Genomic DNA, 13755 nt, shown 5'->3' on the forward strand with positions numbered 1-13755 from the left:
TTAGCTCACTGTCACCAGACAACGTTAGAAAATATCGTGCGCAATAAACATTCGTGTAAACCTATTTACACCTTCCCAGATAAACAAATCAATCAAGGAAAACTGATTATGTCTAAAGAAAATCTGCCCGTCGTTGCAGGTGTTGCAGTGACAACCGATGAAGAGAACCGTTTTAACCTCAATGCTATAGCAGTGGCTATGTAATATGATTGATTTTTTAAAAAATATTATTTAATATCAGTGCATTAGTATAAATTTCACAATCAATTTATACAGTCGCGGCTATATTCATAAAGCAAGTAGCGAAGGTGAACATAAACGCCCTTCCAAATGGCTTGCCACCGCTCAGGCTCGGGAATTAATGACAGAATTAGAGTCCAGCCTCTTGAAGAATAGTCAAAGCCCGAATTCGGGCTTTGCTCATAAAGTCATCAATGTTAAACATGGTGGAAAAAATCCAGGCACCTACGCTCATGAAATCCTTGCTGTTGAATACGCAGGCTGGATACGCCCTGACTTTCGGATCATGGTTAACCAGACGTTTATTGATTACCACAGTGGAAAATTAGCAGATAAAGAGCAAAAAAGAAAAACCCACCGTGACGAAGGCAGTGGATTACCGGAATTTCGGAAGGCAAGAGCGATGCAAATAGCGATGGAGGGTTACTAAAGTACATAATAGCAGCAGCGAGTTGGAGAAAATCTTCATGCTGCCTCGCAAATATTGACGAATAATTTGAATGAGAAACTAGCGTGGGTTGACTGTTACTCAGCTGTAAGCTACATTCGCTACAGGTGCTGAACACACCTTCAAAGAGCGGATACCGCGCCCGAAAGTTATGCGGTTTTTTTACGTCCATAGAGTATTATGGTCGGGTAGCGAGTAGCTATATAACACCTCTGCCGAGGAGGGAAATCTACTGGCCGTCTCTTTGCGGTGTTCAAGTGCCCGACCGCCCCGATGAACATGGGGTAATGAACAAACAAAGAGGATGTAAAAATGACTACTCAAATATTCGCATTAACCCCTGAAATCACTATCCATAACGGTAAAGTTGTTACTACCTCACAGGCATTTGCAAACTACTTCAGTAAGCAGCACAAACATGTTATTGCCAAGATAGAAAAATTGGACTGCTCGCAGACATTTACATCAGCCAACTTTTCGGCTGATGCTCAGATTGTAACTATCGGCAATGGTGCAACCCGAAAATCTAAATTTTACCAAATGACCAAAGACGGCTTCATCTTCCTGGTTATGGGCTTCACCGGCAAGAGAGCAGCAGCATTTAAAGAAGCCTACGTTGCAGAATTTAATCGCATGGAGGCTGAATTGTACGATACTTCAAGAATATCCAAGAACAATAGCAAACCCACTCAGATTGAAATAGATTGCTATCATATTCAAATATTTATGAAACATTTCACCGTCATTTCTGATGCGTGGTGGCATGAAATATATCCAGCATTAGTAAAACTAAATTCACCTTTAGCTTATCGTCTTTGTGATCGTTTCAAAGATGGGATGATATTCGCCAATTTTGTTAATAGAAGCCTAAAAGCCCAGCTCCCCGTCGGCGCAATACCAAGACATAATTAATCCCCTACCCCTGTAACCTACAGGGGTTTTATGAATCGCAATTCATTTGTGAGGAATTTTGCATGCCAAATATCATTGATATTCATCAACAAGCCCCATTAAATTCCGAAAACTTACCGGTGATCACCTACCACAAACAACGTGTTATCACCACCGAACTGTTGGCACAAGGATACGGTACGGATAGTAATAATATTCAGCAAAATTTTAAACGGGACAAAGAAAGGTTCATTGCGGGTAAGCATTACCACAAGGTAGAAGGTGAAGAGCTTAAAGCGTTCAGGAACCAATTGACAGACAGTCAGTCGGTTAATAAACACACAACACGCTGGAGCTATCCCAAAATAGGTACCTTTTCGGTCATAGGGTGGGAAGTGCCCGCAAATCACACTTCTTATGAGTTAATCACCACATAAATTCAGGATAAGGAATTTCTGCATGTCAAATGTCATTAATATCTATCAACAGGTAAAAATGTCTAGCCGTGAAATTGCTCAACTAACGGGCAAACAGCATAAACATGTTCTCGATGATTGTCGAAAAATGTTCGAATCGATCAACATTCAATCGGCCGAGTTTTCGGCTGATTATAAAGACGCCAATGGGCGCACCTATCAAGAGTATGTGCTTGACCAGGATTTAACCATGACATTGGTCATGGGCTACAGCATTTCGCTACGCTATAAAGTCGCCACTCGCTGGCGGGAGCTGGAAGAGAAAGCAACACGGCCTGTCTGCGTATTACCTAATTTCGAAGATCCCCCTGTTGCGGCTATGGCATGGGCAGAGCAGTTTCGTGAAAAAACCAGGTTAGCCTTAGTGAACAAAGCACAGGAAGCGGAATTACAGGAGTTGAAGAGCCTGTTTAAGGAAGGAATAACGACGACTCAGTTTTGCAAAATGCTCAACGGTATTAATACACAACAGATTAATCACTGTTTGGCAGAAAAAAATTGGCTCTATAACGAAAGTAAATCCCATATCCGCTGGCGTGCAACCTCTTATGCACGTGACCGATATTTGACGGAACATCAGCATAAAATCAGTGTGCACGGGAGCGATGACTTTATCAAATACCAACCGGTTTTACTGCGCAAAGGGGCAATCCGACTATTTGACCTCTATCGCAAAAATAAGTTGCCAATGAAAACTTATTGGGATGGGTAATTCACCCATGACAAAGAACTCAACATCGCATCATAAATTAATGGAGCCATACACCATGAAAACATAAACATTCACAACAAGTTATAAGATAGTAACGGCGACCCCAATCGCCTTTCCATATACATATTAACCCTAGCGCTAACAGAGGTGGCTCGAACCACCCCTGTAGCTAACCACCATAACCTCTAGCGGAGGCTACAATGGCTAACATCGATATTACCCAATTTCCTGAATTACGGGAAGTGTTTCCTGAGTTAACGACTGTTCAATTTGAAACGGCGATGCTTTTCGCGTTAGGCGTATCACAAAAAGACATCGCTTTATTACGCTCGGTGTCCTATCCCGCCGTGAAACAGACATTGGCAAGTGCAAAACTCAAATTTGAACCGTATTCGCTGCATGGTCTGTTTACCGTATTTCATGTCCGCCTTGTGCTTTTTGCCTTAAAGGGATGTAGAAAGCGATAGCGTCTAGCATGATAAAAATAGAAAAAATAGTCTCTCTTGTGGAGACTATCCCATTTTATTTTTCTAATTAGACTTTCGCACTGACTAAGTAATTTACCCTCTCCTAAATGGGCGTCATCCACGATGAAGGGACTGAATAGAGTTAGGACAGATGATGAAAAAAATAGCAAAGGTATCATGTTCATTGCCTCTGACAGCTATGATGGAAAACAGTCAAGATGTTTGGGGAATAAAAGACAGCGACTCACGCTTTATTTATACCAATCGTGCTTTTTTTTGAATTTTTAAATTTGCCACAAGGATTTGATGTGATAGGGCGGCATGATGATGAACTTCCCACCTGTATTACAGAATTTTTTTTAATAATTCAAAAACTGGAAAGAGAGGTTATAAAAAGCGGACAAAAAAGCACCCTAATTAAAACGCATTTCTTTGGTCGAGAGCAGAAACTGCAACCTTATTTATACGAAACCTTTCCGCTGTATAATAAAAGAAAGAAATGCATCGGCACGGTTTTTTATGGTAGAAAACTGGCTATTATTTCACTGCCCCACTACGTAGATAAGCTGACTGCCACGCTATTATTTGAACCTCCCTCGACTCTCTTCACACAATCTGAATTGAGGATAATCTTTTATTTATTACGCACGATGAGTGCCAAGGAAATAGGTAAAAAATTGGCACGTTCTCATCGCACAATAGAAAATAGAATTCGTATTCTATACCAAAAAGCGAAAGTGCATTCATTGCGAGACTTTAAACACTTTTGTCATCAAACCGGCTTTGATCGCACTATTCCTCAAGTGCTTATCCCTCTTGGAATACAGTTTATTGAGTAGGAGAGTTAATTATGAGCAACAGACAGAGCAGAGCGAGAAAAAGAGAGTTAAAAAATAAACTCTTGGAAGCTAAGAGAAATGAAAATAAAAATTGGTTTAATCGATTAAGAAGTTGGTTCAAGAACAAAAAGAAGATTGAACGTAGATTGCCATAAATACATTTTATTTATTTTTTAAAAAATAATACGTTTAACGTAGGGTTTCGTCTTGTCAAAACAAGTGGAAGGCTTATATTTTATCTCTAAAAAAAGGAAGCCTTATGTTACAAGAAGTGATGAGAGAACCGTCAGAAATGATTTATATTGGAATAACACTATACAAAGAACTTGAAACATTTTCCGCATCTATCAATGCTCACTGTGAACACGGAATCACTGTGGCTCATTTCACTGAATACCTTATCTAACATTACGGTTAAATAGCCAAAGACAGGATTATTGCTACATTGAAAGAGTAAAAATGGATTTTATTAAAGAATAAATAAAATAGGATAGCCTTGCTCGTCAAGGCTATTTTTATTGAATAAATTGGACCCTATTAATACTACCCCTCATAACAATGAAGGACGCTATTATTTATTGATATTGATTATTCCTCTCATTATTTTTTATTCTTGAAATAAATTTATTCACATTACCCTCTATGACTTTTCCGTCTAAAATACGGACGCCGTGATGACATTTTTCACTTTAATAAAGAGAGAGCCGCTATATGGAAATCAGCCTCAAGCAATGGAATCAAAACCAGCCTCGTCCGCGTTGCATGGAACAAGTACGTCGATGGGCACGCTCTGGCGTCATTCAACCGCCACCACGGCTTGATGGCCGAGAATACCTTGTCGAGGCGCATGCCGTAAAAATTGACCCAACAAACCCCGCCAGTTACGCCGGAAAACGCTTAATGGAGAGACTGTATCATGGCACGCAAAAGAAAGCCGGCTAACCGAGACCTGCCGCCCAATCTGTATGTCCGTAATAACGGCTACTATTGCTACCGAGACCCCCGCACAGGTAAGGAATACGGCGTAGGGAGCGTGAAACGTATCGCGATTAACGAAGCGATTGCCATGAACATGCAGATTTTTGACCAACGCTACAGTTTAGTAGATAGAATCAACGAGGTGAATACGCTGTCGGTGACAGAATGGGTCGCTAAATTTACAGAAAAATTGCATCAACGCGGCCTGCGGTCTAACACTCTCAGAGACTACCAATCAAGATTAACGGCCATCACCCGTGCTTTTTCTGATAAGGCACTGAATACCCTCACAACTAAAGAGATTGCTGAATTTCTAAATAGTTACAGTGATCAAGGTAAAACTACCAGCGCAAAATTAATCCGCAGCTTGTTGATTGATATGTTTAATGAAGCCATTGCAGAGGGGCATCTGGAAACCAATCCCGTCACAGCCACGAGAAGCCCTCGTATACAGGTACAGAGAGAGCGTTTATCTCTAGAAGAGTTTCTTGTGATCAGAGAGGCAGCAAACCAACGGCAGCCTTGGATAGGTTTAAGCATGGACTTGGCTTTACTGACGGGTCAGAGAGTAGGGGATATCCAACGGATGAAATGGCAAGATGTTTATGGTGGGAAATGGTGGGTAGAGCAACAGAAAACCGGGATGAAATTGGTGATACCCTTAACCTTGAGTTTGGAGATAATTAATAAAAACCTTGAAGGTATTCTTAATGCGTGTCGACAACAAATAGGCGGAGAAGAATATGTCTTTATAGGAAACAAGAAAATTAACCTCAATCCTAAAAGATTGTCGCAAGGATTTACAGACTCACGAGAACAATCTGGCTTGAAATGGCAAGGCACACCGCCTTCATTTCACGAAATCAGAAGTTTATCCGCCAGGCTACACAGTGAAGCCAGAGGTAAGGATTTTGCACAGAAATTACTGGGACACAAATCCTCTGCCATGACGGACAAATACCGTGATAGCCGAGGAAGTGAATGGGACGAGATCTGATACATTTTTATGATTCTTGGGTTATAGAATGAGACGTTAGATATGAGATAATCCACTCGACATTTTGACCTAATTTCGATCGATTGTGACTTTTTGTTTTTAATTTATTGATTTTTATAACAAATAAAATACGTCCACTAACGCCTATACCCCTGTGATGAAATAACCAATAAAAAACAAAAAGATAAAATATTATTGCTTATATAATAGGCGACAAAACACAACAAAGCACAACTTTTCAGCCATTATTTATCAATATGTTGCCTCTTCATTTCGACCTATCGTCTTGCACCGAGCGAAGGTTCCTTTCTGTCATTCATCGTAAAATAACTCATTTTCCCAGCATCCAAGGTAGCCTTGTTTGAAACCTGTTTCATCGGCATCGGTAATGTTATCTTTTTCTTCGATCTTCATGTCACCCATCTGACACTTTTAAAAACAGGTAAGAAAAAGGATGCTAACTAATTGAAAAGATTGCTTCGCCCTACAGAGTTCGAACCTGTGACCTACGGCTTAAAAATCCACGGGTGATAATTTAACTTATTGTCATTATTGATAAAATCTATGTCAGTGGCGTGGTTTATGTCATTAAGTGCATTCTAATGTCCTTGATCGGCATTTAACACCGTTCAGTGACGACACAAATACGACACAGTCATTATCACCCCCAAACAACTTCCACATAATCATTTTATCAAAGTGATCGTTACCTTTTCCTTTGCATAATAGTACCCCTCTCAATTTCCCAAGATTATTGTTGCTCATGTACAACAAGTTCAAAATTTTCTTGTTTTATTTGCTACTCATTTTTATATTCAATTTACTTGAGTGACAACTAAGGAGTACATATAGCGGTGGCCTTATAAAATGGTTCAATTAAAGAAGGAAAAGAGGTGATCGACATCACACCTCTCTTTTCTACACTGGGCTTTGGCATGAGTCCATTTCTTCTCAATGGGAATGATAATCTATTTTTTATTACGTGACGACACTATTTAAATATTGACTAAATAATCTCATGGTTTTAATGAATTTTTATTAAGCTTAAGCCATTTTAGAAGAAAATAGCCAAGGATAATGAATTTCTTTCGCATAGAGATTAAATGATTTATATACTTCATAGTAGGAATGCATACCACTCCCAACTATAAAAGCTGACATGGCTTCACAAAAGCTACGCCCTTCTTCTGAATAAGGGGGGATATGTAATTTACTAAGAACCTTGCATGTCATGTTTGCCATCCCAGAATTGCCAGCAATGTAAGGGATCTTACGCTCTATAAATTTTCTTACTTTTTTGTTTGTTGAATTAATATTTATTTTTCTATAATCCACATCTCTATAATAAGGATGAAATTTTTGGTCAGAAAAAATATTACTACAAATAGTTTTAGAATTTCCAAATCTACTAGATAGTTCATTTATTTTTACGTCTATATGAACATCAATATAATCTTTGGTTGGGCGAATTTTTTTTGAATAAATATTGTTTATTTTTTTATATCTGAACCGGTTCCATTTCCTTCTATAAAAATAGGCCATATTAAAGATAGCAAAATAATATGATCCTCATTTTTTTAAAGATTTCTAAAATATCCTTAAAAGAATGGTTTTTTATTTTAAAAATAGGATATGTTCCAATTCTATTTTGCATGCAAAATTTATATGTTTCAAAGAAATCATTTTGCTTTCGAATAGAAGACAGGTTCTTTTTTAGATAATAATGAAGCATTCTAGCTACACTAATTACTGATTTTTTACTGTCTTCAGAATTGAGTATTTTAAGCGCATAGGTATCTTCTTCTACCATTTTTTCTGTAACACTTAACTCTTCAGAACTATATAGAAATTTAAATTTATTATATGAATATATATTTTCTTTTTTTCTTTCTACAACGTATGATTCTGTCTTTTTCTCTTTTTCTCTATTTCTATAGACTGATCTTCACGAAAATAATCTATATGAAGGAGTATATCACTTAGTACTACATTTAACTTTTCTTCTGTAATCTCAGGTATGTTTGAATATAAACAATCCATTTTAGATAGCATTCTTAATGAATGTGTTTTATTTGTAAAGTAAAAATAATTATTTTTAGTGCTTTTTTCAGTATTGTGCTTAGATAAAAAAATACAACATTTAAAAAAATTTCTTATATTTTCTTTTTGAGATCCAGAGTCTTCTTTAAGCAAGTTATCTAACTCTTTTGGGTATCTTGATAAATCATCACTACTCAAATTGGCTCGATTAATCCTTTTTTGAATTCTTGTCGCAATATTATTTAATTTACTATTAATAACGACTTTATTATGATTAGATATTTTTTCTTTCAAAGCATGTCCATAATTAACAACTTGTTTTTTTAAAAAAATATCATATCTATTAGTATTATCATAACTAACAAAAAAATTGTTTTGTGTAACGGTACCTATCATATTGAATTTATTACTAAAATGTTTCATTAATACATATATTATGTCTGGTTATGACATAAAGTTTTTATATTTAACTGTATGGATAACATATTTAGATATCGCAATGTCAGTTTAAATAATTCTGTTTCAACTGAATTTGTCATTGTTGATTTTTTTAAGATACGTGATACTATAAATTCGTTTATATAAATGAATACAGTTCCGGATTATAGTGACTAAAATTGCTATAACTCAATCAGTGAAATACCTGACTCTAACTGAATGGATTCTACACACAGTCTAGGACGAGAGTACGAGTTGGCAAAAAATAAACAGATTGATTAATTTTTAATCTAAAAAACACCTAAAGAATAATGCTCTCTTCCATTTACTGAACTAATAAAATATAAATAATGCGCATTTTTAGATTAAAAAATATTCGCGCTCTTGCCCTGATTCAATTGTGTAACTACCTATTTATCGTAAATACTTGTATACTTATTACGAGTATATAATCATAAAATGACTGTGTGTCTGACGCCCGTTTTGTGCGGGCATCGATTATCATATGCACGATTGAAAAAAAGGGAGGGTTAAGCGACAGTTAGCGAAGAAACTTGAAAAGTTAAATCAATGAAGAGCCTCTTTCCCACAACTCTCCCCGTAAAGACTGACTACCCATTCAGGATAGTCAATAAATGGACTACGGCTTTTTTGACATTCATAAATAACTTCAGCCCGGGGTCAATTGAGCAATGACTTTGAATTTTAAGTTAAAATTACGTAGTATGTCTGGCATCAATTTACTTATACCAGGGGGATATCGTGTCAGAATTGTGCCCATGCGGTAGTATATTAAAATATAATGTTTGCTGTGAACCCTATGTAATAGGTGAAAAAATAGCCTCATCGCCCGGAATTTTGATGCGTTCACGCTATAGTGCCTATGTGAAACACAATGTTGATTATTTGATTATCAGTTGGCATCCGGATTGTCATGCAGAAAAATTTCGTACAATGCTAATACAATGTGACACTGAATGGCATGGACTGATCGTGATAAAAGAAATGGCAGGATCTCATACCGATGAAGGTTTTGTTGAATTCTGTGCGGGCTTTACTGATAGGAATACTACAAAAACAAGTATGATATATGAATGTTCACGTTTTCTCCGTTTAAAAAAACGTTGGTATTATATAGATGGTATTTCTAAATACTCCAGGTAGTAAAACAATGACGTGAAACCAGTGACACTGTTATGATACTTCTCTGGCACTGGATATACCCATTTTATCTGAAGATACCAGTTTATTCTAAAGAGAATAAACATATTACCGCAAGAAAAATTCGATATCGAGTGAGCTTGCGATAATTTTTTGTCCCATATGTGCCCCTTTCTGTTTTCGTCTTATCGTTGTCTGTCATGAAATGGTTAATAACCGTTTAGCTTATTGAATATTTGTGAAACGGAGCATTGTAATTATTTAGATACATTTCATTACAAAAATAAATATATTTTTATGCTACAAGGTTACTTCATAATTGAAAAATAAGGCATTAACTACTGTGTAATGTGGTTGATGTTAGATTTTGAACGGGCTCTAAGCACTTATTGTAAGCTAGTTACTATTTAACAGGTTTTTCATCATGCTAATAAATGGTTTTTATTCTCTCATCTCATCCTGTTTTCCATGCTTTGACCCATCGTCATCACTAGAAAATAAGTTCGACGCATGGGAAGAACAATGCCAAGCAGGAGAGGGTACAGACTATTCCATGACAAAAGCAAGAGTGTTATGTGGGGGAAAGTATCTAGATCTAGAAGGATGTGAGCTCAAGAAGATCACATCTCTGCCGACATCAGCGGAGACAACTAAGGTAAGCTTCAGTAATAACGGTATAAATTCTTTGCAAGACCTACTCAGCTTCATATTAGCGTCACCTCACTTGGAAGAAGTAAACATTACAGGCAATCCAGTCGATCAAGGCGAGCTGTTAACAGGGGATAAAAGTGATGACAGCCAGAAGATCTTATTGGAATTGTTAAACAAAATAGCGGAACGAAAGAAGCCAATAAAAATTATTTCTCATCATCTACCTGCTTGCCTGGCCAAGCTATCACTATCAGAAAACACAAAAAAAAATATACAAGTGTTTAAAGATAACAAACATAATGTCTCCGACATCGAACCTTCTTACCGTATTCTCCGGCAATTAAATACTAAGTATCACTTAGATGAACATGCAGCCAAAGATGTTATGCAAGAGATACATTGGTTCCTGCATAGTAATACGGCGCCAACAGACACAAACCCTTTTCCTTGAAATGAAGACTGCGCCCTTCGTGCTTTCACTGACAATATGCTGGAGAAGCACCCACAGCTATTGCTCTCTGGTTGGCGTTCTTTTATCGGTATCCCTGGTCAAAGAAAAAGAATCGAATCATTGTTTAACGATATGGTGAAATACAGCCAAAAAGAAGTCAATCACAGAAAAGATAAGAACCAAGCCATAGCAATTCTGGACATAAAAGGTAAAAATTGCAATGACTGGCCTGATCTCTATAAGGAGATCGCACTGCGTGACACGTTACTTGCTGACATTAATCTAAAACAGATCAGTACTAATCTCAGCAATCTTAATCTGAAAGCTATGCATTTCTTTTTTGATACAAATTTAAGCAAAATCCTGCAAAAACTGGAGAAAATTAAAATACCTGCTACGGTCGAAGAGAAAACGTACATAAGATCGCTACTGAATCTGATAATAGGCTACCTCAAAGCCGGAAAGAATATCGAAATGTACATTATTTAATAACATACTGATAAAGTTCCTCTTTGGTAATAAAGGTCAAGATCTAGTCTTTTATACAGAGGATTTAAACATCAAAGGTTTTCTGATTGATCAAGACTATCTAATACCTGGGTATATTCATGGTTTTTTGAACCCTGTAATTCCAAAGACACAAACAATGCAGGTACTCGGTGATGACCCCATAGAAGACTTTTTAAAGTTTCTAAAAGATCATCAGCAGCAGGATATGACAAATAGAATAAGAACGTGGATGTTAAAGGCAAAAAACAGACAGGAAAAGAGCGACGCCACTCTGTGGATAAACACCCTTCAGATTTTGAATCAAACGTTACAAGATGAGAATATCCTTAATCAGGTTCGTTTGGATACCATCAAATTGTTAGATGATGAAAAAGTATGGGGTTACTGCACTACCGCTATAAGTGACCGTATTCAAGAAGTAGTTACAACTTTGAATTCACACGAGGAGAACTTGTTGACGAGAGTACCAAAGACAATAAGAACGATTGCCAAAGCGTATGCACAAGAATTAGTGATAAAGTATGAATTTGGTAACATACATACAGCTCAAAAACTACTGTTAGAGATAAAAGACTTAATTTCCTTTCCTCCTGACCCATAGTACGTTTACTTGTGAGTCCCTTAAATATAGCAAAAAAATTAATTCAAGAGGAGTTAGATTCTCTTCGGCAAAAGATTGGTGGAAATATATACAATATAGAGATTAAAGATCACATGAAAGCAGTAAAAGAAGTTGAAAAGAATTTAGGCGTATCCGCACAGTATTTTTCGACGCTTGTAGAAGAAAGTAATGACGACTATAACTTATATGAAATCGATGCAAATATAAGCCCTCGTTTACTAGCACGACAATTGAATGTATTTAGCGAAAAGGGAATAATTCACGATACAGCCTTTCGCGTAATTAGCAAAATCAACTTTAATGATGAGGAAGTAACATTGATGCGGTTAGGAACAGGATTTTCAGTGGCACGTACTAGCGCTACTGGGGGTGTTCAACTTTCTCCTTTTTTCGACTGGTTGCTTAATCTTCCAGATGAAACGTATGATACATTCGTTAAAAATAATCCAGAAATTCTCTCACATCTGCCCAGGCTGGTTAATGCAAAGGGAAATTCCTTGCTTCATCAGGCAATTATAAATGGGCGAGAAAAAATGGTCGAGGTTTTACTCAATACAAATCAATTTGATAATCTTGTTTTCAAACTAACTAATCATGCAGGAAAAACGTCTTTAGATATTGCACTCGATAAAAAGAACTTGGAGATTCTCACGCGCCTATGCAAGCATGTTGATGCAAAGGGAAATACGGCTCTTCACTATGCCGTTGAAGGAAGGAAAGCGAAACAAATTGATCGATTGCTCGAAATTGCCCCTGATCTTATCACTCAGCATAATCACAATAATAGGATCCCTTCTTGGATTGCTCTTGGTATTCATCTTTCAGACGCTGATATATCTTATAATCGCCTAAAAAATATAGCTAGAATACTCGATAAAGAAAACTTTTAAATTTATCTGAAAGAGATTATAAGTCAGTCGGGAAATACGTTTCTTCATTATTTAGTTCAAAGAAACTTAGTAAAAATAGTCGATTTTTTATTGAAGAATCATATTGATATTGTCCGTGTGCTCAACCAACCTAATAATGAAGGGAAGAAACCTTACAATATTGCACGCGATAGAATTAACCCAAAAATGAGTGATATCCTGAAACGAGCAGGAATATTGTAGTGTCAATATTTTCGTTATTTGCCGATGGGTTGTTAGCGTTCCGCTATAATTAATTGGAAAAAAGTGAAATATCATATTCAATCAATTATAGCGAAACGTCGACAGACCTAGGCAACATATTTATTCTCTAAAAACGGTCATGTTATTTCGCGTCTTTCCCACACCTCTCCCCGTAAATACCGATTGCCCATTTGGGATAGTCAATAAAAGGCTTGCGGTTTCCTTGACGCGCGTAGATACGCTCATTACGTCGGCGTTCCCAGTCGGAAACAGGGTCTTGCCTATGCTACTCTAGCAATGTGCAGAGTTTTCCCAGCTCGTTGCCATTGGTGCCCGCTTCATCGACCAGACTCAAATCACCCACTTTGGAATCAATGTCGCCTTCATAGCGCACATCCATATAAAACAGCATTCGACTGACATCACCTTTGACATTATCGGCAGGCTCAAAACTGTCGCGATCAGTTTTATTTTCCGGTGACTCTGCCAAGGGAGTGCCGCCCCAATCAAAATCCTTGTTCCGGCGTGTATTATTCACACTGATATCAGCCGGTCGTAAATGGTGAATATCGGTATAAGCAAACTGACTAGGTTTAGGAAAGCCGTGGCTTTTAGCCCAAACATGCTCGCGGCTCCAAGCATCCTGATCGTCCGTTTGTCCTGACCTAAAATTTTGGGGCACCGAGCGGCCTGTATAGCTGTACGATTTAATTTTGATTGCC

The 13755-nt window shown here is 37.3% G+C and carries 18 protein-coding genes and 1 pseudogene; 16 read left to right on the forward strand and 3 right to left on the reverse strand.

The genetic code is table 11. The features are described 5' to 3' along the window. The first annotated feature begins 36 nt into the window (after positions 1-36). The 11 genes from AAHH42_RS08970 (at position 37) to AAHH42_RS09020 (ending at position 6048) form a co-directional block, all read left to right on the forward strand. Positions 37-204 (forward strand): hypothetical protein, encoded by a 168-nt coding sequence (locus AAHH42_RS08970; protein ID WP_342220950.1) that lies wholly within the window; start codon positions 37-39, stop codon positions 202-204. 82 nt (positions 205-286) lie between these two features. Then, the gene (locus AAHH42_RS08975) at positions 287-670 is read left to right on the forward strand and encodes a KilA-N domain-containing protein (RefSeq protein WP_240313890.1); all 384 of its coding nucleotides are present in this window, start codon (positions 287-289) and stop codon (positions 668-670) included. A 330-nt stretch (positions 671-1000) separates the two neighbouring features. Beyond that, positions 1001-1600: a Rha family transcriptional regulator gene (locus AAHH42_RS08980; protein ID WP_342220951.1), complete on the forward strand. Its 600-nt coding sequence runs from the start codon at positions 1001-1003 to the stop codon at positions 1598-1600. Positions 1601-1662: 62 nt separating this feature from the next. Continuing rightward, complete coding sequence (locus AAHH42_RS08985) at positions 1663-2016, forward strand: ORF6N domain-containing protein (RefSeq protein WP_119797298.1); 354 nt, start codon at positions 1663-1665, stop codon at positions 2014-2016. Positions 2017-2038: 22 nt separating this feature from the next. Beyond that, on the forward strand, positions 2039-2767 hold the full coding sequence (locus AAHH42_RS08990; RefSeq protein WP_342220952.1) for a Rha family transcriptional regulator: 729 nt from the start codon (positions 2039-2041) through the stop codon (positions 2765-2767). Between the two features lie 200 nt (positions 2768-2967). Further along, entirely contained in the window at positions 2968-3234 is a 267-nt protein-coding gene (locus AAHH42_RS08995) for a transcriptional regulator (RefSeq protein ID WP_342220953.1), read from the forward strand. Between the two features lie 151 nt (positions 3235-3385). Further along, positions 3386-3514, forward strand: coding sequence for a hypothetical protein (locus AAHH42_RS09000; protein ID WP_342220954.1), 129 nt, complete (start codon positions 3386-3388; stop codon positions 3512-3514). 10 nt (positions 3515-3524) lie between these two features. Then, complete coding sequence (locus AAHH42_RS09005) at positions 3525-4073, forward strand: transcriptional regulator (RefSeq protein WP_342220955.1); 549 nt, start codon at positions 3525-3527, stop codon at positions 4071-4073. 259 nt (positions 4074-4332) lie between these two features. Then, positions 4333-4479, forward strand: a complete 147-nt coding sequence (locus tag AAHH42_RS09010; protein ID WP_162859995.1) for a hypothetical protein — start codon at positions 4333-4335, stop codon at positions 4477-4479. Between the two features lie 305 nt (positions 4480-4784). Continuing rightward, on the forward strand, positions 4785-5015 hold the full coding sequence (locus AAHH42_RS09015; RefSeq protein WP_072551021.1) for an excisionase: 231 nt from the start codon (positions 4785-4787) through the stop codon (positions 5013-5015). After that, positions 4990-6048, forward strand: a complete 1059-nt coding sequence (locus tag AAHH42_RS09020) for a site-specific integrase (RefSeq protein WP_342220956.1) — start codon at positions 4990-4992, stop codon at positions 6046-6048. Before AAHH42_RS09015 ends, AAHH42_RS09020 begins: the two co-directional genes overlap by 26 nt. Before the next feature lie 1044 nt (positions 6049-7092). Here the strand turns inward: AAHH42_RS09020 and AAHH42_RS09025 are convergent. Next, positions 7093-7590, reverse strand: coding sequence for a hypothetical protein (locus AAHH42_RS09025; RefSeq protein WP_342220957.1), 498 nt, complete (start codon positions 7588-7590; stop codon positions 7093-7095). A gap of 348 nt (positions 7591-7938) precedes the next feature. Continuing rightward, the gene (locus AAHH42_RS09030; protein ID WP_342220958.1) at positions 7939-8484 is read right to left on the reverse strand and encodes a hypothetical protein; all 546 of its coding nucleotides are present in this window, start codon (positions 8482-8484) and stop codon (positions 7939-7941) included. 804 nt (positions 8485-9288) lie between these two features. On the opposite strand from AAHH42_RS09030, the gene AAHH42_RS09035 reads away from it, so the two are divergent. The 5 genes from AAHH42_RS09035 to AAHH42_RS09055 all read left to right on the forward strand — a co-directional run bounded on the left by AAHH42_RS09035 (position 9289) and on the right by AAHH42_RS09055 (position 12811). Continuing rightward, positions 9289-9690 carry a YchJ family metal-binding protein gene (locus AAHH42_RS09035; protein ID WP_083429662.1) on the forward strand — a complete coding sequence of 134 codons (402 nt, stop codon included), beginning with the start codon at positions 9289-9291 and terminating at the stop codon, positions 9688-9690. 421 nt (positions 9691-10111) lie between these two features. Beyond that, positions 10112-10789, forward strand: coding sequence for a hypothetical protein (locus AAHH42_RS09040; RefSeq protein ID WP_342220959.1), 678 nt, complete (start codon positions 10112-10114; stop codon positions 10787-10789). Positions 10790-10825: 36 nt separating this feature from the next. Continuing rightward, positions 10826-11278, forward strand: coding sequence for a hypothetical protein (locus tag AAHH42_RS09045; RefSeq protein WP_342220960.1), 453 nt, complete (start codon positions 10826-10828; stop codon positions 11276-11278). 157 nt (positions 11279-11435) lie between these two features. After that, positions 11436-11900, forward strand: coding sequence for a hypothetical protein (locus tag AAHH42_RS09050; protein ID WP_072551027.1), 465 nt, complete (start codon positions 11436-11438; stop codon positions 11898-11900). A gap of 11 nt (positions 11901-11911) precedes the next feature. Further along, a complete protein-coding gene (locus tag AAHH42_RS09055) occupies positions 11912-12811 on the forward strand; it encodes an ankyrin repeat domain-containing protein (RefSeq protein WP_342220961.1) in 900 nt (299 codons plus the stop codon). Between the two features lie 364 nt (positions 12812-13175). Here the strand turns inward: AAHH42_RS09055 and AAHH42_RS09060 are convergent. Then, positions 13176-13715 (reverse strand): annotated as a pseudogene (locus AAHH42_RS09060) (endonuclease I family protein). Between the last annotated feature and the right edge of the window lie 40 nt (positions 13716-13755).

The sequence above is a fragment of the Candidatus Fukatsuia endosymbiont of Tuberolachnus salignus genome (assembly GCF_964030845.1).
Classification (GTDB): domain Bacteria; phylum Pseudomonadota; class Gammaproteobacteria; order Enterobacterales; family Enterobacteriaceae; genus Fukatsuia; species Fukatsuia symbiotica.

Coding starts and splice junctions, on each gene's coding strand:
- AAHH42_RS09025 (WP_342220957.1), bottom strand. CDS start 7,590: ATGGCCTATTTTTATAGAAGGAAATGGAACCGGTTCAGATATAAAAAA.
- AAHH42_RS08980 (WP_342220951.1), top strand. CDS start 1,001: ATGACTACTCAAATATTCGCATTAACCCCTGAAATCACTATCCATAAC.
- AAHH42_RS08985 (WP_119797298.1), top strand. CDS start 1,663: ATGCCAAATATCATTGATATTCATCAACAAGCCCCATTAAATTCCGAA.
- AAHH42_RS09020 (WP_342220956.1), top strand. CDS start 4,990: ATGGCACGCAAAAGAAAGCCGGCTAACCGAGACCTGCCGCCCAATCTG.
- AAHH42_RS09045 (WP_342220960.1), top strand. CDS start 10,826: ATGCTGGAGAAGCACCCACAGCTATTGCTCTCTGGTTGGCGTTCTTTT.
- AAHH42_RS08995 (WP_342220953.1), top strand. CDS start 2,968: ATGGCTAACATCGATATTACCCAATTTCCTGAATTACGGGAAGTGTTT.
- AAHH42_RS09015 (WP_072551021.1), top strand. CDS start 4,785: ATGGAAATCAGCCTCAAGCAATGGAATCAAAACCAGCCTCGTCCGCGT.
- AAHH42_RS09050 (WP_072551027.1), top strand. CDS start 11,436: ATGCAGGTACTCGGTGATGACCCCATAGAAGACTTTTTAAAGTTTCTA.
- AAHH42_RS09000 (WP_342220954.1), top strand. CDS start 3,386: ATGATGAAAAAAATAGCAAAGGTATCATGTTCATTGCCTCTGACAGCT.
- AAHH42_RS09040 (WP_342220959.1), top strand. CDS start 10,112: ATGCTAATAAATGGTTTTTATTCTCTCATCTCATCCTGTTTTCCATGC.
- AAHH42_RS09030 (WP_342220958.1), bottom strand. CDS start 8,484: ATGATAGGTACCGTTACACAAAACAATTTTTTTGTTAGTTATGATAAT.
- AAHH42_RS08990 (WP_342220952.1), top strand. CDS start 2,039: ATGTCAAATGTCATTAATATCTATCAACAGGTAAAAATGTCTAGCCGT.
- AAHH42_RS09010 (WP_162859995.1), top strand. CDS start 4,333: ATGTTACAAGAAGTGATGAGAGAACCGTCAGAAATGATTTATATTGGA.